General features: G+C 49.8%; 20 protein-coding genes and 1 other annotated feature. Of the genes, 9 read left to right on the top strand and 11 right to left on the bottom strand.

Annotation, left to right across the window (positions count from 1 at the left end):
* Positions 1-507 precede the first annotated feature (507 nt).
* A complete protein-coding gene (locus B7E02_RS04615; RefSeq protein ID WP_080793490.1) occupies positions 508-1197 on the top strand; it encodes a Fic family protein in 690 nt (229 codons plus the stop codon).
* A gap of 13 nt (positions 1198-1210) precedes the next feature.
* Here B7E02_RS04615 and B7E02_RS14015 read toward each other — a convergent pair whose 3' ends face one another.
* Entirely contained in the window at positions 1211-1762 is a 552-nt protein-coding gene (locus B7E02_RS14015; protein WP_143336642.1) for a hypothetical protein, read from the bottom strand.
* Between the two features lie 205 nt (positions 1763-1967).
* Here B7E02_RS14015 and istA point away from each other — a divergent pair, with 205 nt between their 5' ends.
* Both istA and B7E02_RS04605 read left to right on the top strand, forming a co-directional pair.
* Positions 1968-3527, top strand: a complete 1560-nt coding sequence (gene istA / locus B7E02_RS04610; protein ID WP_080793488.1) for an IS21 family transposase — start codon at positions 1968-1970, stop codon at positions 3525-3527.
* Complete coding sequence (locus B7E02_RS04605; RefSeq protein ID WP_080793486.1) at positions 3524-4276, top strand: ATP-binding protein; 753 nt, start codon at positions 3524-3526, stop codon at positions 4274-4276. Before istA ends, B7E02_RS04605 begins: the two co-directional genes overlap by 4 nt.
* A gap of 300 nt (positions 4277-4576) precedes the next feature.
* On the opposite strand, the gene B7E02_RS04600 is transcribed toward B7E02_RS04605, so the two are convergent.
* From B7E02_RS04600 to B7E02_RS04590, 3 genes are all read right to left on the bottom strand, one after another.
* Positions 4577-5398: a TIGR02391 family protein gene (locus B7E02_RS04600; RefSeq protein ID WP_080793484.1), complete on the bottom strand. Its 822-nt coding sequence runs from the start codon at positions 5396-5398 to the stop codon at positions 4577-4579.
* Between the two features lie 404 nt (positions 5399-5802).
* Positions 5803-7863 (bottom strand): nSTAND3 domain-containing NTPase, encoded by a 2061-nt coding sequence (locus tag B7E02_RS14010; RefSeq protein WP_143336641.1) that lies wholly within the window; start codon positions 7861-7863, stop codon positions 5803-5805.
* A 15-nt stretch (positions 7864-7878) separates the two neighbouring features.
* Positions 7879-8127 carry a restriction endonuclease gene (locus tag B7E02_RS04590; RefSeq protein ID WP_080793481.1) on the bottom strand — a complete coding sequence of 83 codons (249 nt, stop codon included), beginning with the start codon at positions 8125-8127 and terminating at the stop codon, positions 7879-7881.
* Positions 8128-8526: 399 nt separating this feature from the next.
* On the opposite strand from B7E02_RS04590, the gene B7E02_RS04585 reads away from it, so the two are divergent.
* On the top strand, positions 8527-9123 hold the full coding sequence (locus tag B7E02_RS04585) for a hypothetical protein (protein ID WP_080793479.1): 597 nt from the start codon (positions 8527-8529) through the stop codon (positions 9121-9123).
* A 482-nt stretch (positions 9124-9605) separates the two neighbouring features.
* Here the strand turns inward: B7E02_RS04585 and B7E02_RS04580 are convergent, their stop codons facing one another.
* Entirely contained in the window at positions 9606-9932 is a 327-nt protein-coding gene (locus B7E02_RS04580; protein WP_080793477.1) for a hypothetical protein, read from the bottom strand.
* Positions 9933-10110: 178 nt separating this feature from the next.
* Between B7E02_RS04580 and B7E02_RS04575 the strand changes: the two genes are divergently transcribed.
* From B7E02_RS04575 to B7E02_RS04560, 5 genes are all read left to right on the top strand, one after another.
* Complete coding sequence (locus B7E02_RS04575; RefSeq protein WP_080793475.1) at positions 10111-11121, top strand: recombinase family protein; 1011 nt, start codon at positions 10111-10113, stop codon at positions 11119-11121.
* A gap of 67 nt (positions 11122-11188) precedes the next feature.
* Positions 11189-11362, top strand: a complete 174-nt coding sequence (locus B7E02_RS14330) for a hypothetical protein (protein WP_003854477.1) — start codon at positions 11189-11191, stop codon at positions 11360-11362.
* Positions 11363-11448: 86 nt separating this feature from the next.
* Positions 11449-12291 carry a hypothetical protein gene (locus tag B7E02_RS04570; RefSeq protein ID WP_245802204.1) on the top strand — a complete coding sequence of 281 codons (843 nt, stop codon included), beginning with the start codon at positions 11449-11451 and terminating at the stop codon, positions 12289-12291.
* Positions 12292-12631: 340 nt separating this feature from the next.
* Positions 12632-13777: an ImmA/IrrE family metallo-endopeptidase gene (locus B7E02_RS04565; protein ID WP_003854472.1), complete on the top strand. Its 1146-nt coding sequence runs from the start codon at positions 12632-12634 to the stop codon at positions 13775-13777.
* The gene (locus B7E02_RS04560) at positions 13777-14259 is read left to right on the top strand and encodes a DUF4411 family protein (protein WP_003854469.1); all 483 of its coding nucleotides are present in this window, start codon (positions 13777-13779) and stop codon (positions 14257-14259) included. Before B7E02_RS04565 ends, B7E02_RS04560 begins: the two co-directional genes overlap by 1 nt.
* Positions 14260-14659: 400 nt before the next feature.
* On the opposite strand, the gene B7E02_RS04555 is transcribed toward B7E02_RS04560, so the two are convergent.
* The 6 genes from B7E02_RS04555 to B7E02_RS04530 form a co-directional block, all read right to left on the bottom strand.
* On the bottom strand, positions 14660-17080 hold the full coding sequence (locus tag B7E02_RS04555; protein WP_245802160.1) for a type I restriction enzyme subunit R domain-containing protein: 2421 nt from the start codon (positions 17078-17080) through the stop codon (positions 14660-14662).
* 107 nt (positions 17081-17187) lie between these two features.
* On the bottom strand, positions 17188-18081 hold the full coding sequence (locus B7E02_RS14325; RefSeq protein WP_245802197.1) for an IS3 family transposase: 894 nt from the start codon (positions 18079-18081) through the stop codon (positions 17188-17190).
* Positions 18004-18132 (bottom strand) — a sequence feature (AL1L pseudoknot). It overlaps the preceding gene by 78 nt.
* Positions 18093-18404, bottom strand: a complete 312-nt coding sequence (locus B7E02_RS04545) for a transposase (RefSeq protein ID WP_080792459.1) — start codon at positions 18402-18404, stop codon at positions 18093-18095. It overlaps the preceding feature by 40 nt.
* Entirely contained in the window at positions 18362-19066 is a 705-nt protein-coding gene (locus tag B7E02_RS04540) for a type I restriction endonuclease (RefSeq protein WP_080793471.1), read from the bottom strand. Before B7E02_RS04540 ends, B7E02_RS04545 begins: the two co-directional genes overlap by 43 nt.
* Before the next feature lie 2 nt (positions 19067-19068).
* The gene (locus B7E02_RS04535) at positions 19069-20172 is read right to left on the bottom strand and encodes a restriction endonuclease subunit S (RefSeq protein WP_179129654.1); all 1104 of its coding nucleotides are present in this window, start codon (positions 20170-20172) and stop codon (positions 19069-19071) included.
* A gap of 5 nt (positions 20173-20177) precedes the next feature.
* A complete protein-coding gene (locus B7E02_RS04530) occupies positions 20178-22112 on the bottom strand; it encodes a type I restriction-modification system subunit M (protein ID WP_080793466.1) in 1935 nt (644 codons plus the stop codon).
* Positions 22113-22998: the final 886 nt, after the last annotated feature.

The raw sequence follows: 22998 nt of genomic DNA, 5'->3' as shown, positions 1-22998 counted from the left end.
TTAAGCCAAAGACCCTAAATCAACACCTCAAAAAGGTGATTCGGGGGTAGAACACCGGGGGCTCACTAGCTCATCATTTCCAAAGCCATGTCGCCGATGCTTGGACACGACCGTGCCAACGTCTAACACCTAGATTTAAAACTGGGACCAGCCCTGACCAAAGCCCTTCGAGTCTCTCGGAGATAAGCGTCCCGTCAGGAGCAACTGTGTAAGCATTGACTTCGCTATCGTCCACGACTTCCACGGCAAATAAGACACCGCCGGTTCCCTGGCGAATATGTGGACTGTCCAACCCTTTCAAAGCCCGCTCTTGTTCCGGGGTGATGTTAAAAACTATCTGTAGCATCAGTTTCTCCTCCGATGGGATTTCTTGACCGCGCATGATGTCTAAGTCGCCTGTGTTCGGGATGAGTAGACTGTTAACTAGCCACTGGTCAGACTACGTAGGCTTATCCTTTTGATAGTTACGGATTCAATCGGAACCAGTACAGGAAGACAGCGATAATCATGGCGGAAGGAGAAAACGAAGTTACAGATCTTCTGGAATTGACCGATGTCATCTTTACCGCAGGAAGGGTATTTGATAATCTCCGCTGTTCACGACCTGCAACCAGAGCGCTTCTTAAGACAGGTAGCACAACAGAAATCTACAGTCGTGCAGATCTAGCATTACTACAAGATCTTCGTGAGGCAGCACTTTTCGTCATCAGAAACGCAACATTGGAAGTCGACGCCGACCACCTCAGAGGCATTAACAACACGCTTGTTCGTAGTGGTGCACGCAACCCAGGACAATTGCGCACCGATAGTCAGAACATTGGCGTTAGCACCGTGTACGGCCGCTATGTCCCACCAGCACTGACGCTGGAAAAGCTCGATGACTTATGCAGGATTCAGCACGAAAAACGCCTTGATATGGAGATGTCCGTAGAAGATCGCGCGATTGAAATATTTATCAATGTCTCCCGGGCTCAGCCATTTGAGGACGGAAATAAGCGAACCGCTTTATTCGCGGCCAACTCCATGCTCATCAGTGCTGGGTCACTGTTTCTATTGACAGCACCATTTAACGATACCGATTCAGACGTGACCCGGAGTTTTACAGATTATCTGGCACGTTTCTATCTCCTTGGTGAAGACCTCAACGTCAAACAGTATCTGCAACAACATGGACTTCAGCTACGTCAAGGTGCCTAAAATCTGTTGAATCTTATGATTCAACAACCAATGTTTCATCTAAACAGGGCTCAGCTTCCCAGATAGCGAACCTCACTTTTCCGTATGAGTCAGCCTCAGACAGAGCTATCCCTACATCGCCGTAGCTAAAGCTATCCGTCGAATACGTCCCATCTTTGAAGCTGTAAATGTACTGTTCCAGCTGTATCGGTAACCCATAGGTAATCAGACCTCCCCATCCGCAGTACCCACTTTCTTTCTCCATCCTAGAAAGCTCTTCCCGATCAGTTAAGCTCGATCTACCTCCATTGGTATCAACATATTTTTGAGCGTACTCAGTTAACTTAGGTCTAATTGTAAAACCCTGGGATCTGAAATGAGTTTCTGCAGCCTCTACGAGACGAATCGACAATGGGCGATTATCAACTGGTTCCTCGGGCTCTTCGGGCACCACTGAGATCGGCGTATCCCGAGCATCTGAACTGGATGAAGAAAACAATGAAATTCCGCTTGCTTGCTGCAGAGGCAACGATAGGAATAAAGAGATTGTGGTTGCAGCAACAAGAGTTTTAAAACTTTTTTTCATCGCTTCATTATGCAGTATGCCCGCTTGTAACTTCTCTTAGTTGAATATTCGCGGTCACAAGAGCCAGTAATGGTGCGCTTGGGAACCACTTGCCTTCACGTGCTGTTGGTCTCGTTGAGAGCCATTCGTGGTGTCGAGCAGAGCCACCATCTTTAGGCTCCTTTAAGTCATATGAGAGGCATATGACTTAAAGGAGTTACCCCTGATGGTAAATCGAATACCAGCGAAGCGTGTGCTTCGCCTTCGCGCCGAAGGGCTGTCACGGCGAGCAATCGCCGCCTCACAGCACATCTCGCGCAACAGCATCACCGCGGTCTACGACGCCGCGGACAGACTGGACATTGATTTCGAGGACATCGCTGACGTCGACGACGCCGACGTCTACGCCCTGCTGTTCCCCGGACGCGGCGACCACACAAGTGTCTTCGTCCAACCAGACTGGGCTCAGGTTCACAAGGAACTGGCGAAAGTCGGTGTGACCTTGAAACTACTCCACGGTGAATACGCCGATAAGGTCTCAGCATCTGTCGGGGTGCCCATGAGCTATGACCGTTTCTGTCGTGGTTATGAGCGACATGTCATGGTCACCGGGGTCGATTCCCGGGTTGGACACAAGGCGGCACGCACCGTCGAAGTCGACTGGTCAGGCCCCACCATGCAATTGCTGGACCCTGTCACCGGTCAGACGCGGACAGTCTATCTTTTCATCGCCTGCCTGGCGTTTAGCCGACTGGCATTTGTCGAACCGACCCTGGATATGAAACAAGACACCTGGCTGCGCGCGCATGTGTCCATGTTTGAGTTCTTCGGCGGATCTGTTCCCAGGATCGTCTGTGACAACCTGAAAACCGGGGTGATCTCGCATCCCCGTGACGGCGAGATCGTCCTGAATGATGCCTACCGGGAACTGGCAGCGCATTATTCGGCCGCAGTCCTGCCGGGCAGGGTCAGAGCACCAAAGGATAAACCCGCGGTGGAAAACACCGTCGGCCATGTCGCCACCGTCGTGATCGCAGCCCTGCGGCACCAAAGCTTCACCAGCCTGTCGGAGTTGAAAGCAGCAATCGCCCAGCGAATCACGGCGTATAACGTCGAGGCTTTCCAGAAACGCCCCGGTAGTCGCCACAGCGTATTTCAGGAGGAAGAACAGGCTCTGTTGCGGCCCCTGCCGGTGGTGACCTATGAGATCAGCACCTGGGTCAGACGACGTCGGGTGGCACGCAATGGGCATGTGACCTGGGCGAAGAACTACTATTCGGTGCCATATATCCATGTCGGCGAACACGTGGATCTAAGGATCACCGCTCAGCTGCTGGAAGTGTGGCAGCGTGACCGGCGCCTGGCATCGCATGTGCTCCTACCTGCAACAGCGATCAACCAGTACGCCACCCGGGAAGCAGATCTCCCGGAAGGTAAAGCGTGGCGGGAATGGGATCGTGAGCGTTTGACTGAGTGGGCCAGCAGGATTGGCTCGCACACAGCGCAGGTGGTGGAGCGGATGTTTGGATCCGTCCCCGTGGACGACCAGGCCGTTAACCCTGCCCTGGCAGTGTTGCGCTTATCGCGGCGTTTTTCACCTGCCCGGTTGGAAGCGGCTGCAGCACTGGCACTGGCCAGTGGGATCTATTCCCCACGGTATGGCCATCTTCACCCGATTTTGGCTAGCAACAGGGACAAGGCCGGCACAGTTGAGTTATCAGAGCCTGACAACGCACCCTCCGGTTATGTCCGCGGGGCGTCCTACTATGCAGGAGGAGAGAAATGAGCATCATTGATATTTCAACCAAGGCGAAACTCCGTGAAATGGGTGCAGGGGAACTGCTTACGGCTCTGGAAACCCAAGATGCTCACCTCACGATGGATCTGCCCTTCGCTGAGCGGATCCGCTTGGCTGTGGATGATGCCTACACCGCGTTTACCGATACCAAAGTCACCGGGTTGATCAAACGCGCTGGTCTGCGCTACCCGAATGCGGATCTGCGCACCATTGATCTGATCGAGCAGCGTGGCCTGGATCGATCCGTGATCGCTGAGCTTGGGACCTGCAGCTTTGTAGGAAGCAACCGCAATATTGTGTTGCAGGGGTTCACTGGGTCCGGCAAATCGTATTTGGCGTCAGCGATTGCGAAAGCAGCTTGTCATCACCGGTATCGGGCGCATGTGATTCGGATGCCTGATCTGGCGGAGTCGTGGCGGATGGCTGCGGATCAGCCCCAGGGGGCAACGAAGTTCATCCGGAAATACACGGCATTTACCGTGCTGGTGCTGGATGAATGGTTACTTGAGAAACCGGATGAGCATATTCTGGCGATGTTGCTGGAGTTGATGGAACGCCGCTATGACACCACGTCGACGATCTTTGCCACCCAGTACGCGAAGAAGGATTGGCATGCCCGTCTTGGTGGTGGGGTTCATGCTGATGCGATTATGGATCGGATCGTTCATAACGCCGCCTGGATTAATACCGGTGAGGTTAATATGAGGGAACACACTGCGGCTAAAGCCAGGGAATAATCGGCTGTAGTGCCTGGGGAGCGGTAGTGGCTCTGGTCGACACCACTACTGGCTCCCATCCGCACCATCGCTGGATCCCAAGGGCGCGAACAGGTGGCTCCCATAGGCGCGAATATTCACTTAGTCCGTCACAGCTAGCCTTCACCACCCCTTACCGGGGTTACATAGCCATCGTAAAAGCAATGCATGACGTCAGGCCATCAATTAGATTAATTCAAAATGTCAATCACAGCAGCACTTCCATGAATGTTCAACTACCAGTAATTTCCCAAAACCACATTCACACGGGGCAGCCCGACCTTAGCTACCTGATTCACCTTTCAACCAACTCTTGTCCAAGACGCGGTGTGCGTAGGAGATCATCGCCATAGCATCGAGAAAATCTAGCTCATTTTCTACAGATTCCATACGCGATCGATGAGATCGATCATTTCGAAGATGCCCATAAATCCCATCCAGCAATTGGATAAATCCGAAATGCTCAGCCTGTTCAGCGGGCGTCGAGAAATCATTAATAAAACGAGGTCCAGGGTTGTTGCGCGTACCAAATACGTGCTGTGTTAGGCGTACACCATCTAGAGTACAATCCTTAGGCCGAATCCGATCCATCAGCGATTTCACTGCTTCGGACACTGCATGAAACATCGACTGATTGATCAGTTCTTCATCACAAAACTTCAGTACCTCCTCATGGGTACTGCGTAAGACTAACTTTCCTTTTAATCGCTGGGTTAGAGCGTCCACGCCGGTAACCCCCTCGATCGCTGGAGTAATATAACCCTCGTCCGAAATACTGAATTTGTAGGTGCGGAGCACTGTATCAACTTCAGAAATGATCCGTTGACGTTTTTGAGGATCATCTATGAAGCGGACTGGGGATACTGCTTCAAAGATGAAACGTTCTAATGGCTGGCTTGATTTCGCGAAGTTTTGTTCATTTATCAACGCATGATAGGCAATATCCGTCTTCGAGGAATAATTACCCGGTATCACGATATTGGCTGCGGCGAAGCTATTCTTCATTTCTTCAACAGAAATACCTTCGTACCCGCCTACGATGGTCTTACAAAGAGCTCTAGTGAGAGTCGGGTTAGCAACGGGAAGCATGCTTTCAGAAGACATTCTTCTAATGTATCTAACTTGGTAGCAACCTCATAGCACTGATGATCAACCATGTCATCAGCGATTGAGCGCTAAACCATGGCGGTGGAGAAGGTCTGGTTTAAATAATTTGACAAGCATGACTGTCTCGATAGCCACTGAACAGTTCCTGTCTCCCCTGAATAACTTCGATGAATCTGGCCTAGGCACCGGGGTGTCGTCCCCTTTGGGTAGTGGCAGCAGCTTACCAAGGGCAATGTAGGTCTAGAAAAGGACGAAGCGAGCCTCATTCACACTGGCTTCTGTATGTGTTTTTTTGAGGCACACCAGCCGATCGAGAATCTTCTCCTAGATCCATCAGGTTCATCGCGTTAGTGGTCCTAGACGAATGCTCTATTAAACAGACTGGCTCTAGGGAAAAAAGCTTAGTCAAACATCCCACTAACTAAGTCTGTTTCGTTTTTTATCTGACGAGATTCATCTCGATTAGTAGACCGCATGGATTGAAGGAGCTCTAAAGTACCTCCATCACCTTTTGACACAGCTATGTCCAACCTATTTTGCTCTTGCCATTCGTCAAATTCATAATAAAGTTGGTCTGCATCAATTGACTCACTGCTGAATCCTAAACGCTCGAGAGACCTCTCAAAATCAGAGACATAATCATTGACCTCTTGACCATCTACAAAGTTCTCCCAATTATCCCTGATCATATCGACAAATGCTTCCTCAGAAGAAGAAAGAAAATCGGTTAAATCCACATGTTCTGCTATCACGCCGTTGAGAGTTTCGAACCAATTTAGGAATGCATCAAGTTCATCAGTGTTTCCACATTCTTGCAATAATTCTTGAATTAAGCGAGATAACATATCTGCATCATCAAGTGTCCAAGCATCGTCATTAAAAAGAGACCTAAATATTATTTGAAAATCTTCAATGTCGTACTCATACACAAATGATGTGTGTGGATCTAAGGCCTGTTTTCGGAGCTGGTGTTTAATGCGCATTACTGACTCTGAGGCTGGATTGCTTTGAGCAATCCAGAGGACCAGGGTGCGAAAGCCATGTGTGCTCCAGAGATTAAGCTCATTGTTTTCCATCGCGTCAATGCAGTCGTTCAGGAATACTTCTATCGCAAAATGATCTACATCACCTTGTGGCTTGTCAATATCTTGAACAGCATGGGCGAGGCCAGCATAAACCCCCAATTTACGGCAAATCTCGAATGAATCGTTGATCTCGAATTTTGTTGACAGGAATCGCTCGGCTAGAAATTCTTTCACCGTGGGGTTGGCGAGACTGATGATTCGATCTGTAGCATTGCTCGATCGAGTAGAAAAAAAGTAATGATCGGAAGAAATCTTTATCCAAATACCATCGAGGACGCTAAGTAGTTCGCGATAGTCAATGTTCTGACTGAAGTGCAATTTACGTAAGTCCTTAACATTCAACTGTTCAGCGACAAACACCGCGCGCAGAATCAGGAAAGTATCTTTAGTCAGACTTTTCGCCGCAGATTTAATCGCGGTAAGCGGATTTCTTACTTCTTTTTTCAATCGATGCACTGAGGTGCCATCGAGTCTTTCTTCATTTCCCAATGCCGTATGTAAAGCACGAGGATTAAAGAACTCCAATGTTAGTAATTGCTCATACTCACGTTTAACTATCATCGCTGCCTTGAAGGAGTCAGTCACATATTCTGGAGATATCTCACGAAGTTCGCGGATTCTTTGAGACGTAAGTGCTGCAAAGACTTCGAGGCGACTTTGACGGTCCTCGAGCGAGATCGGGTGAATTCGGTCAAATAATGCACCATCTTTCTCATCTTCACGAGCATTTCGAAGATCTTTCAAAATATAATCACGCGAAATATAAACCAGACGATCGTTTTTAGAGAACAATATTTTTTCAACAGCATCTACGAACTGGCGGAAATTTCCGTTAGGGATCTGGGGATTAAGAGTGGTATCCCCTAGGAAATCATCAAAGATGAATATCACCCCGTTTTGTCGGCGTGAAACCTTGTACATGTCTCTAATATCTCGGATGAAGCAGATTTGTGAGTATTCAACTAGCCCTTGGGCCCTCTCTGTTTCAATGATGCGTTGTGCTGCGAGGAAGGTACTAACTGTCTTACCTATGCCAGCTGGTCCCGCGACCACACAAACTTTTTCTTCGATCAAGCGTTGAGCAATCTCCCGTGAAGCCTGGGTTTCCACTAGTTTTTCAGATTCAGATTCCAGAGTGCTGATCTTGTTGTGGGAGTACTCCCACATGTCACGGTGAATGATGTGGTCAAGGTCTGTTAAAGAATTGAGAAATAGTTTCGGGAAACTTTCAACGATGCCTTTATTTTCCCGCTCTTTTAAGACCTGTTCAATGGTTTGTTGACCTAATACTGTAATAGGCACATCACCAAATAATTCCTGAAAACGCTTTTCAATACTATTCACAGCCTTTTCCGACAGGCTTGCGGCGTGAGCCAAGACATATTCATCAAACTAATCTGGTTTGAATTTTTCAAGATCTGGGAGAACAGCATCACTCTTATATCGACGATGATTCTTTGCTTGGAGCATCACCCGTTTTTTTGAGCCGTCCACTGTTTTTAGGGTGACTACCCCATCAATGCCGCGATCAGGGCCTACTTGAAAAAGCTGGAATCGCTCACTGTTACGCATCCTACAGAAAACTCGTGTCGCTAATGCTTCAAATTCGTGCGAGCTTAGTTCGCTATATTGATATGCCATCGTTTACCCATCCTTTTGCTTTACAGCAGCACGCAATAATTAGTGACTGCCCAACGTTGAGCAGCGTGGATCCAATAACTCGTAAGTGGAACTGCCAGACAAGAAAGAGTCTCATAATCGCTACACGGTGATTCCATCTTTATCCCAGACCCACAGCATTACCAAAATTGGATCAATGCCTGGCGTACATCAAGAGATAGAGGGGCAATTGGAAGACCAGGGGTAGGTCTCTGGAAGGCTTCACCGGTAGTGTGCGAACGATCAGGAAAGTGCAAAGTTTCCCGAAGGATAGTCTCCTTCCCAGCATGAGTCTTTTTTTATGCCGCCTCACTAGAGCATAGGCTAGGCTTACAACCGTCGCGGACGTGACAGCCCAGTTGCGTCCCGTATTCTTAGCGCATGCTTGATACAGACTCCCTGATTAATCTTTTACTGCTGTGCATACCCGCGTTTATCACGCGCGAATGGAAGTACACCTCGCCCGGCATTAAATATCGGGATACCGTTAAGAGGTACCAGGAGTCTTTTGCTCGTTTCAAGACGTTAGAGTCAAAATACGAATTCCCCGATAGTTCAGAAGCGGGAAAATCCGCCTGGTCGCACTCCATCTTAGCTCTCTACGGAGATCTAGCCGATTGCCGCAGCGCACATCGCAGCTTGGTCAACAACGACCCTGCTGTTGGGGCAACCATTCAGATGTTCAGTAATCTCGTCCCAATCGGATACGGTTTTTGGTACCTGTCAAACAACTGGGTCTTGGAAACTGACAGCATTGTCGTGGCTGTTTTTCTAGTCGGCTTCGTAGCCTACGCAGCCTATGCAGTACGCAGAGCATGGGTGCAGTGGCGCATTTACCGGTTCTCAAGAGACTTGGTTTCTGCGACCGTACACGACGTGGCTGAGCAGTATTACCGAGAACTCTTCCTTGGTGAAAAATCTAAGGAAACCGACACCTGCGAGGGTGAACTTAATCGAGCCGAAAAGATTAAGGACTGACTCTCAACTGAGCATCTTTCTCGCCCTTCCAGCGCCGTAGCGCGTCCCCATTCCGCCTAGAAGTGCGGACCCGCAGCATTCCTCACAGCCTGCCACCAGCGTGTTAACCCAGCCGAAAAGTGTTTTCTCTGGGGTACTACAGCCTGACCGCCAGCTACTTCTCCTTCGTCCGTATGTTCACAGCATCCACCATTCTTTTTCGAGAGAGAAAACTAACGTATGCACGTTTTCCAGGAATGCTTAGCTACTGGTCAAGACAGTTGTAAAGATCCGTTTCATCACCTTGCCCCTTGAGGTATGCCCTGGGGAGCAGCGGGGCAGTTAGTGTCAGAGTTAGAAAGCCTTTGCGTGAATGAGCCTCAGGTCGTCTCGAGCACCTGCTGAGGATGCTGGCACTGAGCGCTCCTCAGGCGGTGAGAAACTGAGTCATCTCAGCTGTGCCCCCCGAGTTCACAACAGCACCTGTCCTCCTTACAGCGAGGTCATACGCTCCCGCGGCGCCAAGTCCATACCGATAAACCCATACCCACCACAGCGGTAATAACCCACAGGATTTTTCCTGGCCAAAATGGGTCAGCGTCCTCGTCAATGGCATCGGACAACGGGGCGTACATGGTCCATCCATATTCCACGCCCAGAGGCGCAATGGGGAGGAATGAATAAACGGTGAGTGCCACGGCCAAGGCTGTGATGGGGAATACCACCCAGAACCAGGGAAAGCCGAGCTGCTCCTGCTTGGCCCGACGGGGAAGGACTGCCCCGGCGACAGTGAGAACGATAAGGACCGCGAGCACCAGAAGCCATGTCATGGAACCATGATAGCATTTTCTTCTGAAAGTTTCGTTTGGCCGCTGTGTATGCCGCACTGGGGTATACCCATGTGAGACAGACGGTCTGATCCGGGAAATGCTGTCTCACCATGTCATAAAGCCCAATTTTGATACACTGTCTCTACATCTTATTAACCCTAACGAGACAGTGGGCACTATGAAACGCTACGGAACATTGCTGGGACTACACGGGAAACCCAAAGATCGTGTCCTCATTATCCGCAAGGGGTCGAAACAAACTCGAGTAGGCTTCTCCACCGATAACGGTCAAACGTGGGACCTCGACGGAGAGCTCGTCGAGGCTGAGACAGTACTCGATGACGGTGGTGTGCTGTGGGAAAAATACCAGCGCACACCTGATGCGGCGACGTGGCTAACATTCGGGAAGCAACCAAACGGATACTTAAGCGTGCACAGGGTGCATAAACATGTCATCAAGGCAAAGGTGTACGAGGGTGGTGGCCGATGGAGCGAGATAACAGACTTCCCTCCAGACCAGGTTCTCTTCGATGCCGGTAAAGCATGGCCGAAAGAGAAAACAGACAAATTAGCGCCTACTGCGGAGACTCAAGAACCAAACCCCCTGACTACAAGCACGCATCACACAGGCCAAAGAGTGTCTTATATTCGAGTGTCCACTGCTGAACAGAACCTCGCGCGCCAGCGAGAAGCAATCGGTTCTGTTGATCGCGAGTTTCAAGACAAAATATCTGCTCGATCACGGGCTGAACGCCAGGGGCTAGAGGACTGCATCAACTACTTACGTGCAGGTGACCAGCTGGTCGTCGGTTCAATAGACCGTCTCGCTAGGTCTCTGAGCGATCTTCAGACCTTGATTGACCAGATCTGCAGCAAAGGGGCGAGCATCCACTTCGTCAAAGAACATCTTGATTTCTCAGCCGAATCACGAGACCCCCGTGCCTCGCTCATGCTGGGCATCCTAGGTTCATTTGCAGAGTTCGAACGATCCATCATTCGCGAGAGGCAGGCGGAAGGCATCGCTCTCGCCAAGAAGCAGGGCAAGTATAAAGGTCGCAAGAAAGCCCTCACCTCTGAGCAGATTGAGCAGGCACGTGCACGGATCGAGGAAGGACAATCAAAAACATCGATCGCTAAAGAGCTTGGTGTTGGACGTGCGACTCTGTATCGAGCGCTAGGCCAGCAGTAACAGGTCACGCAGGTCGTTAGCCCGGGGACTACAGCACTCTCCTACCCCACCAGCTAACGTAACCCTCATGAATCACAACAAGACATCAACGAACCTCAACAACCATGTTGATTGGGTTGTTGAAAATGAAGAATGGGGCACGCTCTCCGAAGCATGTGCAACAAAAGAGGAGGCTCTCGAGCTTTCTGAGAAAACAGGTGGGGGTGCTGTGTACAGGCGCCAGTGGACTCGCGAGAATTAGCAAATAACCTTGTTGGTACTGCTACCACAGATTCACAAAGTTCCTACTCTTCATAATTACACACTACTGTCACAATCGTGAATGAAATGATGGAGAACAACCTCACTGCGTTTGGTGTCGCTGTTATCGCTCTTTTTGGAGTTTTGATCAGTACTTACTTGACGAACAAAGCAGCAGATAAAAGACGTCTAGCCGATCAACAAGCTGCCGATAAGCGCAGACAAGAAGACCAAAAAGCTGAAGGCGAAAGGCGTCGAGCCGATCAGGACGCAGCAGAGAAACGTAGACAAGAAGATATCGCTGCAGCAGAGGCGAGACGACAACAAGATCGAGATGACCGAGAGCGAGAACGTCGAGAGCAACTCGATAGAGAACTTCGAATCTCCCAGAGAGCAGCAGTAGCTGAATGCATAAAAACCATAAACAGCGCAGCTCGACAGATCGATAAATTAGTCTTAGAGAAAGCGCCTAGTGGTAATTTCAATGTTGAAATACTTGAGGCTTTAAAAGGTGCGGAAATCCTGATTTACCACCAAAAAGCTCAAGACGCACTTATTCTGCTAGACCTTGAAGTCTACGACGCTGAAATACGCGTAGCTCTCGAAGCGCTATGGGATGCATTAATAAATGAATCAACAGCTCTTGAAAAAGCTAAAAACCAAGGTGGAGCGGAGTGGTTGAAAGAAATTAACAATTTAACTTTTCCATCAGCCGATATCCAGAAGAAAATTAGAAGTTTACAGGTAATAGCACAATTAGTTTTAGTCGAGCACCCAAACAATAAGATTGCAGCTGAGCCCGCTCAAGATGACGAAACTGCTAAAAAACCTATAGAAAACCACATTTCGAGTTCTAGGTCTTCCTCTTGTGTTACACATGCTTCGGAAAGTGTGCCCCATGCCCCGTCTTCGACGACCCAGTCAACGTGAAGATTAAGGTCTGGTGATAGTTAGCCTGTTGAGTAGGGAGACTTGTACGAGGTATACAGCATGGGAACATTTGGGTTTCTCTAGCGATCCTCGGCAGGAGTGCAGGACGATGGGTTCATTATTCGAGATGTACCATCAATTCTGAGATACTGTAGCAGCCAGCCTATTGGGCTTTGAATGCTCAACAGTAAAGGCACCTAACTCTAGTTTAAAGACTACGAATCAACGCTCGCCGTCTGGGTATTACCGATAATTAAATTTAAGTGCGTCGGGATAGCCCTTACTCTACGAGTCGTTTACTCTAAATACAATATCCATTTGCCGATAAGGAGCTGGAAAGATGTCCACCATGGACGTTGCACCCTCGATGCTTCGATGGGCGCTTGATCGCGCCAACCTGAATACCAATACAAAGCGCTACGCACGCTTTGAAACGTATGCATCGGGTAAAAAATCTCCTACCCTCGCACAACTAGAGGAGTTTGCCGGAGCGGTGCATGTTCCATTCGGCTACCTCTTTCTTCCCGAACCCCCTCAGGAAGAAATTCCGATTCCCGACTATCGCACTTTTAGCAATGTTGGGGTTGATCAGCCTAGCGCAAATCTCTTAGATGTGATTTATGAAGCGCAGATGCGCCAGGACTGGTACAGGGATTACTCTAAATCACAAGATGCCGAGCCATTAGAGTTCTTTGGCTCTGCTTCACTCAATGATTCTCCAATTGATGTGGCTAGTCAGATACGAAAAGCACTTAGTTTCGATATGGAACAGCGCGGGGGATTCCGTACATGGGAAGAAGCACTTCGTTACCTTATCGACGCTATCGAGGATATCGGAGTCCTCGTTATGGTGAGTAGTGTGGTGGGCAATAATACGCACAGGAGTTTAAGCCTTCAAGAATTCAGGGGTTTCACTTTGGGGGACCCATTTGCTTCAATAATTTTCGTTAACGGCTCGGATTCAAAATCTGCGCAAATGTTTACCTTGGTCCATGAGCTTGCACATGTATGGCTAGGTGAAAGCGGAGTATCCAATGAGGATATGAAAAATACGAATAGCTTGGGGAATGAGCGTTGGGCCAATTCTGTAGCTGCGGAAGTGTTAATCCCCCTCGAGCAAATTCGATTGGATTATAACGGGTCGTTAACTGACCCCGAGGTGTCTCGGCTTGCAAAACGTTATAAAGCAAGCACATTGGTCGTAATAAAACGAATCCATGACGCTGGACTAGTTAGTTGGGATAAGTATATTAAATTCTATCGAGCTGAAGAAGGACGTCTTAAGGAGATTGCTGCGCGTAGGAAAAAGTCTCCCGGTGGTGATTACTACAACTCGCGCCCATTGCAGATCGGGCAACAATTTTCCAAAGCCGTAATTATTGACACATACGAAGGACGAACATTGTATCGAGATGCATTCCGTCTGTTAGGGACGTCTAAGGTGAGTACATTCGAAGGTTTAGCTGAACGGTTAGGGGTAGCGTAGTGTACCTTCTAGATGCAAACATCTTCATTCAGTCAAACCGGGCACACTATGGTTTAGACTTTGTCCCAGCTTTTTGGGATTGGCTTGATGACTCATACAATGCGGGTTTATTAAAATCCATTAAAAAGGTCGGGGATGAAATCTCTGCGGGTAATGATGACCTTACAACTTGGGCGGCAAACCGCCCATACCTGTTTGCGACGCTTGATTCCAGCTGTGGACCTCACCTTGCTAAACTTTCCCAGTGGGCGACTACTCACCATTTCACACAAGCCGCTATCAATGATTTTCTGAGCGTGGCAGATTATCAGTTGGTAGCCTATGCACGGGCTCACAATATGACTGTAGTTACTATGGAGAAGGCTGATCCGAAGCGTAAGAATAAGATCAAGATACCGGACGCGTGTGTTGCTATGGGAGTTAAGTGGAAAGGTCCATTCGACATGTTACGAGATGAAAAAGCCTCATTCGTGCTCAAGTGAGGTTCTCAATTAGGGTCGCTGGAACTATTGTTTTTCGGTGCAAATAATAAACAACACCTTATTTTTTTGTAGAGCAGGGGTGTCTCTATGTTTTTAGTCAAGAGATAGGTCTGGTATCCAGAAAATAGTTTCGGCTTAGGCGTACGTTCTACTTCTAGCCAGCGAAAAGACACTGACCAGGTACCCAATAAACGGGTTACAACTAGCCATAGACAACCACGTGTTAAACGAGAAAAAGCTCTCAATCAATTAAAAAAGCTCTCAATCAATTTGAGAGCTTTTTTCGTCGCGACGAACCATGCTTTCACACGAGTGACTTTCAGGCGTTTCCGTAACAGGCCTTTATGTAAAGATCTTCAACCCTTTGCGACGTAGACGATAGTATTACGACAGCGACAACCTAAACACCTTCATCATCTTTCGCAGCGACAATCATGTGAGCTAGTGCAGTAAGGAATTTATCCAAGTTATCGGGATCAGCGGTGATCGCTTCGTACACCTCGTTCGATTGCTTGGCAGCAGCAAGAATCGCTCCAAACCCTTTGGTCTTGAACACATCAGTACCAGCGACCTGCGAAGAATCATTCTCACGCGCAAGCGCCTGGACAGTCGCATCTTCCACGAGAATGCCATAGCTAGCCCGAATCGCAGATTTAGTGGCTTCATCTGACGCATCGATTCCCACAGCAGCCAAGATTTGATTGACTTCGTCCACTGCCTCATCGAACGCCGCTTGTACTGGAGAGTTATCTCCCACAGGTCGACCATCAAACCCAGGCAGTTCCAAATGCCCATCAATGTCTTGACCAGCAAGACCCAGATCCTGAGCATCGCCCACAGGCTCTACAGCAACACCAACTAACTCGATACCAACGGTGTAATCGTCATCGTCGTCTTGACGTTCCATGTTGAGGTTCTTCGCCAACAAGCCGGCAACGATGGCACGCTTATGGAGGAGAGCATCTTGAAAATCAACGATCTGACTGAGGAACTCCCAAGCATGGGCGTACTTGATAAGGTTCGCACGGAAGGACTTACCGAACTCATAAGCTTCCTTGTCAATCATAAAACGAGCATCACGCATGTGCTCATTCCACCGAGCACGAATCGGTGACACCAAACCCTGCAACGTCTCAGCATCCTCACGAGCAACATAAGCGGACGCGAGCTTATCCAGCTCATCTGCGGTGTAGAACGCAGCCGCATCGAGGATGTCACCAAGGTCCGACAACGCATTTGCGGGGATCTCATCATCGATATAAGCCTCGTTGTAATACGGGGTGAATGAATCGAGAATCGCAGAAGGCTCGTTGATAAAGTCCACGACCATAGGCTTCGGCTTATCCGGGAACACCCGATTAAGCCTTGACAAGGTCTGCACAGCCTGGACACCAGATAGTTTTCGATCCACATACATCGCGCACAGACGTGGCTCGTCGAACCCGGTCTGGAATTTATTCGCCACAATCAGGACTTTGGATTCGTCGTGTTCCCGGAAATGAAGAGCTGTGTCCTTCACGCCGTTCATTGATGCTTCAGTGATCTCGACTGCGTTCTCACCATCGCCGTAAGTCAACGAGCCCGAGAACGCGACAAGTGTGGTCATGTCGTCATAACCACGTTTCGCGATGTACTCATTCATCTTGTGGGACCAGGTCGCCGCTGACATTCGGTCAGGCGCCACAACCATAGCTTTAGCAGTACCGCCCAAGTGATGCATGACATTGCGGCGGAAATGTTCCACCGTAACTTCGACCTTTTGAGCAATCGATGTGGGGTGGATACGAACAAATCGCACCATATCTGACACGGCTTCACCAAAGTCGACGGTGTCTTCACGACCCAGATCATCCCTAATGCGAGCAAACATCGAATACGTGCTGTAATTCGCCAGCACATCAAGAATGAATCCTTCTTCGATCGCCTGACTCATTTGATAAGTGTCAAACGCTACGCGCTTATCCGGGTGGTCTGGAACCTCGCTACCGTATGCTGCCAAAGTCTTAGGTTTCGGCGTTGCTGTTAAAGCAATAAAGCTCAGGTTAGGGGCATTCGCTACCGATTTATCCATAGCTAGGAGAACGTCATCAGCAGTGATCTCTTCATCCTCGGCTATATCAGTGTCGACTAGCATCTCACGCAGGCGAATAGCAGCTTCACCGTGCTGGGACGAGTGTGCTTCATCCATGATCACGCAGTATTTTCGACCGGCAAGCTTCTGAGATTTTTCCATCATCTTTGCCAATGCTGGGAATGTTTGGATGGTGCACGAGATGATGTGTCCACCGTCAATGAGAGCTGCCTCCAGCGTTTTCGACTTAGAACCGAGTGCATTGTCGACGTTAACCACAAGTCCCTCAGACGCTCGAAGCAGGTCTAGACCTTCCCTGACGTTGTCGTCAAGCACAGTGCGGTCAGTGACAACGATCACGGAATCAAAAACTGGACTACCGGTTGAATCAATAACCCGACCTGTTCGGTGGGCTAGCCAGGCGATTGTCTTTGTTTTACCCGATCCAGCAGAGTGTTGGATCAGGTAACGTCCACCAGCACCACGGACAGCAATGTCGTCAACGACCTTCTCAGTCGCTCGAAGCTGGTGGTAACGAGGAAACACCAATCTTCCAGAATTACCCTTCGACGATGGCTCCCACAGTGCATAGTCACGCAGAATACGTAAGAACAGTTCAGGCTCGAAAACTTCTTCCCACAGGTATGAGGTATCGGAACCTGAATGATTAACAGGGTTACCGGCATGTCCATCGTTACCTTTATTAAAAGGTAAGAAGAATGTGTCCAGACCAGCAAGAACCGTGGTCATCTGTACTTCTTGATTAGAGACAGCGAAGTGGACAAGCGCACGACCAGGCTTTAACAGCGGACGGTTTGTCAAGCCCCGGGTTTTGTAGAGGGTGATTTACTTGTCGATCAGGCCGCGTAGGCCTGATACTTCTGCCATTCCTGGTGAACTTCCTTCGGCGGGCGATGAGCCAGTGCGGAGTGCAACCGGCGGTTGTTGTACCACCCGATCCACTTCGAGGTCGCCACGATCACATCGGTCAGCGCCGGCCACGTCCTGCGGTCGATCAGCTCGGCCTTGAACATCGAATTCAACGCCTCGGCCATCGCGTTGTCATAGGAGTCGCCGCGGGATCCGACCGAGGCCACGACCTTCGACTCCGCCAATGACTCGCCGTAGGTAATAGAGCGGTATTGCACTCCACGGTCGCTGTGGTGGATCAGCCCAGAGACGTCCTCACCAGCGCGAAGACGAGCCGACAGGGCCATATCCAAGGCATCGCGGGCCAACGAGACCCGCATGTGGTTCGTCACTTGCCAACCGATGATCTCACGGGTGTAGGCGTCCAACACAAACGCCGCATACACCCACCCGGCCCGGGTGGGGATATAGGTGATATCGGCGACCCACAGCATATTCGGCGCGGTCACGGCGAAGTTGCGCTCCACCAGGTCGACAGGACACTCGCCGGCGTCGGCGCTGCGAGTTGACGGTCTTTTCTTCCGCCGCCGGATCCCCTTCAGCCCGTCGGTCGCCATGAGACGCTCGACGGTGCAGCGGGCGACGTGACCGAAGGTGGCCTCGCGGTTGATCTCCGCCCACAGCTTCCGGGCGCCGTAACATGAGTAGTTGTCTTCGAAGATCCGGCGCAGTGCCCGGGTGATCTGCTTGTCCCGGATGGACCGGGCTGATTCAGGCCGTGATTTGTGGGCGTAATACGTGCTCAGGGCTATCTTCGCGCTGGTGGTGGCCAGGACGCGGATGATGGGCTCGACCCCGAACTGAGCACGGTTGTCGTCGATGAAGGTGACGATTACTTGTGTGGGCGGTCGAGCTCCGCCGCGAAAAAAGCCGAGGCTTTCTTGAGGATCTCGTTGGCGCGTTTGGCTTCGGCGAGCTCGGCCCGCAGCCTGCGGTTTTCTGTTTCCAGGTCCATCGATTCGGCCGGTGTGTCGGTTCCGGATTGCTTGTGGGTGCGGACCCAGACGCGCAGGGTTTCCTTGCTCACGCCGAGTTCGTCGGCGATGCGGGTGACCGCGCCCCGGGCGGTGACGGGATCAGCTTGAGCGTGGAGCACGAGTTCTACAGCGCGCTGCTTGAGCTCGACAGTGTATTTGGTGGGCATGTAAGGGTTTCCTTTTCCAATTTCCTACCCTCCATTAAACCCGGGGCGAACCAGTTCTTATTGGGTTTCCGGTCGACTTTGTACTGCTTCACCGCATCGCGAACGGCCTGAGTGTTGTCCGTCTTCAGCTCAAGTGTGACGACAGGGATACCGTTGACAGTGAGGACAAGATCGAGAGTATCGGTACCGGTTGTATCGAATGGAACCTGCCGCAATACGCGGAGACGGTTCTCCTGAGCGTCTTTCGTGGCTTCAGTGTACAGAGGGTTTTCAGGATAAAAAGCCACCATGTTGTCGAAGGTAGCTTTCTGCTGACCACGCTGCGCATGGGAAAACCCATTGCGGAGTGTCCCTAACAATCCGTGATGAACTTTCTTATCACGAGTGTTGAGCACTGGTGTCTTATCTAACATAGAAACGAGACGGTCTAGTAGTTTCGCTACGTAAACTTCTCGCTGAACACCTGTGAGGGACTCCGGTACAGCTTTGAGAAACTCGTCGTGGCGCTGTGTCTCAAGCCAATGGAGAACATCTGGAATATAGAGAGCTCGGGCTTTATCCCAGCCAGCACTACTCCCAGTGTCCGTGAGCCAGCCGTTTTTAGAAAGGTGATTGACGATGGCGTCTTCAAAAGCTTGTTCCATCGTTGATTGAATACCCATGGTTAAACCTGCTTCCGACCAGTGACAACATCAGTGATGAGGACAGAACGACGTTTGAGGAGAAGCTCTCGGAGCTTCCTGGACTCAGCGACGAGCGAATCAATTTCGTCGAATTCCTTTTTCAACACTTCAATAATTTGATGTTGAAGGTCGACTGGAGGAGTAGGAATCCGTGTTTGTCCAATGGTATCCATTTTAATATTTGTAACAGTTGAACCAGTTGAAGTAGTTTCCCAACGCAACTGAATTTGTGATGAATACAGCGCAAAAAGAAGGTACTCAGGTAAAACGACCGAAACATCAGGCCTTATAGTAACTACTCTCTGCCCCGACGCATAAGGCTTATCCTTTGGAACAAGACAGGCTTCACCTGCTGGAGCTTCCCGTGTGAAGAATAGATCACCGGGTTGAGGTGAAAGCTCCTTCGTTCGAAGAGTCAGCGTCTCGAGGGAAATCGGAATACCGACACCTGGAATGTACTTACCATTTCGAATCGAGCTAGTCCGAACTGCTTCCGCTACGCCTGCATCGTCTCTATCAGGTGTTGTGTGCACGCAATCTACAATTCGAGACATACAGTGAAGCGGTATGGGCTTCCCTTCGATGGCATTCTCAATAGCGATTAGCCGTCGCTTCTCTAATAACTCCACATACCTGTCCAGGTCGGCCACCGCAGCATCGATCTCGACAGTCTCTCGATCCAAGTAGTCAGCGATACGCTGCTGGGTTACGAGAGTCGGGAGTGGAACATAAAGCTGAGAAAGGTCCATCGAGGTAACACTTGGTAAGGCAGTGTTAGTTGTGATCGTTTGGAAAGGGATCGTAGTCGCCCAATAGTAAAGGTATTTCCCAACAGCTCTGTCACTATGTGGAATGGCATAGTACATTGTGTCTACGGTCCAGAATTTCTCATTAACATAAATCGGACGATCAACGGTCCCCTTACGTCCAAAGAGAACAGCCTCACCGTCGTGCAAGAAATCTGATGCGAGACCGAATTTACCTCCGGAACCGTATACCGGAAAATTACCATTCGGGGATTCCACAGTTTTCCAGTCCTTCCCGTGCCCAAACTTCACTAAGTGAGCGAGCTTTACAGATGACACGTCACTCATTCCTTCACCTCTAAGAAGCGTGCACGAATCGAATCCAATACAGTCTCAATCTCAGCGTCTAGCTCTTCCAAGGTTGGCATGATCTCTGGTTTGTAGAACAACCTGGTCATCGGAATCTCATAACCAGTTTTAGCCTCAGCCATGTCCCAGACCAAGTCTGGAGCGAATGGTAGGACTTCACGCTCCATATGTTCGGCAACATCCTCAGTCAACGGAATACGCTCGGTGATCTTCGAGGCCTTGTCGATAACCTTATTACCCTTGTGATCGATCGCTTCGGGAGCATTTGGATCTTCAACACAAACAGAGTTCATGATGTGCCCCAGCAAAGTAACGCTCATCTTCAAACCAGCAGTCTTAGCAGCCTTCTTCAGATGATCAGGCAAATCATTCCACGCAACCCCTTCACACGAACGCACCACAGCTTCATGACCAGTCAAAGCTTGCTTATGAGATATCGCAGCAGCAACCGTACTGTCATCAATGAGCGTTGAGTATCGCATCACCCGGTACATCGGAACATCGATAAAGCCCAGTTCATCGGGGGTGACGATCTTGGAATAATCTGGATCAGCGTCTTCGAATTCGTTATACAAACCGAGAACGAATTCACGATCAGTCTCAGAAAGCTCACGCCGTTTACTGCCCATGCTCTTTCGCATTGCCGTCCAGGTGCCCGTCACATCGATGAGCTGGATTTTACCGTTACGCTTGTCTTCCTTATTCTTATCAAGAATCCACACGTAGGTAGCGATACCGGTGTTGTAGAACATGTCTGTGGGTAAAGCGATAATCGCGTCAATGAGATTACCGTTGATCAACCAGTTACGGATCTTGTCAGCACCCGATTCTGGAGCACCGGTAAACAGCGGCGAACCATTAGTAACAACACCGGCTCGACCACCTTTGGTCGTACCGTGTTCTTTTTCTTTAAGCTTGTGAACAACATGGCTCAAGAACAGCATCTGACCATCAGAAACTGGTGGTAGTCCATGACTAAAACGAGAGCCTTCAATCTTCGATTCACGGTCAACAGCGTCTTTCGACCTCTTCCAATCAGAGCCATAAGGGGGATTTGATAGGACATAGTCATACTGTTCCCCCTCGTAGCGATCATCAGCGAGCGTGTCGCCGTCACGAATCGCATCTGGGGAAATGCCTGAGACAATGAGATCCGATTTGCCCAAGGCAAGTGACTCAGCCATCAACTCCTGCCCAAAGACAGAGACCTGAATCTTTGGGTTCAGCTCCTCCATCGCGCGCTTGGCAACCAACAACATACCGCCAGTTCCAGCCGCAGGGTCGTACACAGTTCGCGCCGGCGCCTGACCGTAGAGTCCGTCATCGTCACTGGATAGAAGCACATCGACCATCAAACGAATAGCATCACGCGGGGTGTAAAACTCACCAGCCACCTGACCATTTTCACTGAAGCTTCGATACATAAGGTTCTCAAAGAGCTCACCCATGGAATTCTCGCCAAGAGCGTCATCGGAAAGATCAATATTAGAGAAGTGCTTCACCACACCCCAGAGGACGTTGTTCTCTTCCAGTTTGTTGAGCAGCTCTGGAAATTTGAACGCTGTCCACACGTCACGCACGTTGTCTGAGAAAGCATCCAGGTAGGTGAACATGCCTTTCTTCACGTGGTCGTCACTACCACCAATAACACCCATCGACAGTTCTGAGGTGTTATAGAAAGACAGATTGTGCTCAGCACGAATCTGAGCGCCCCACATGCTCTCCGGGAATTTTGTGTGCTTGATGGTCTGCAGAACCTCAGCCTTGGTTGGCTCAAGCAAGCACTCCAAGCGACGAAGTACGGTGAAAGGAAGAATATAGTCTCCGTAGGACTGGCGCGGAACCACACCTCGCAAATACGTGTCAGCAGTCTGCCAGACCGCTTGATGGAGTGACGCTGATGAAGCCATAGCCAAAGTTCCCCTTGATTCGGTGCCAATAAAAATCTAAAACAACAGTACCCAGCTCTCAGCTCCGAAAAGGCAGCTGGGCTCAGCACTCAGTCATGATCTTGCCTCATAAATAGGACATCACATCGATGTGGTCGAAATTTCTAGCGAATAACCGCCACAGCACACGCCTTCTGAGGCGCCTCACCTGCGCGTTCGCTCAAGTGTCGATTCAATCGTGCCGTAAAAGCTTCATAGCGGTCGATTAAGTAACGAATCACAATCTCCACTCAAGGGTCAAAACAGTCGCACCGTAAAAGCCTTTCAACGGTCGATTAGGTAACGAATCGCAATCTCCGCTCAAGGGACAATTCAATCGTTCCGTAAAAGCCAGCAACCGGTCGATTAAGTGACGAATCGCTATCTCCACTCAAGGGTCGATTCAATCGTTCCGTAAAAGCCTCGTAGCGGTCGATTAAGTGACGAATCGCTATCTCCCCTCAAGGGTCGATTCAATCGTTCCGTAAAAGCCTCGTAGCGGTCGATAAGGTGACGAATCGCTATCTCCCCTCAAGGGGCAAAACAGTCGCACCGTAAAAGCCTCTAAGCGGTCGATAAAGTGACGAATCGCTATCTCTACTGAAGTGACAACTCAATCACCCCAGGCAGCTACCTACCCCCGTAAACCGCAACAAAGAGACCTCATTCCTAGATTTAACCAATAAAACAAACACTACAATTACCCCCGTCCATTACCTGAAAACATCTGAAAAGACAGCGACTCCAAGACCAGCCAATCCCGCAGTCAAGCACAAGTCAGTGGCGCCAGAATCGAACCACGCAACACACACCCAAGCCACGACACGTCCACCAAGACGCACTCCGCCAAAAAGTTCCATTGAAAACT

This window comes from Corynebacterium pacaense, assembly GCF_900169525.1.
In the GTDB taxonomy this organism is placed as follows: Bacteria; Actinomycetota; Actinomycetes; order Mycobacteriales; family Mycobacteriaceae; genus Corynebacterium; species Corynebacterium pacaense.
This window is presented reverse-complemented; position numbering and strand designations above follow the sequence as displayed.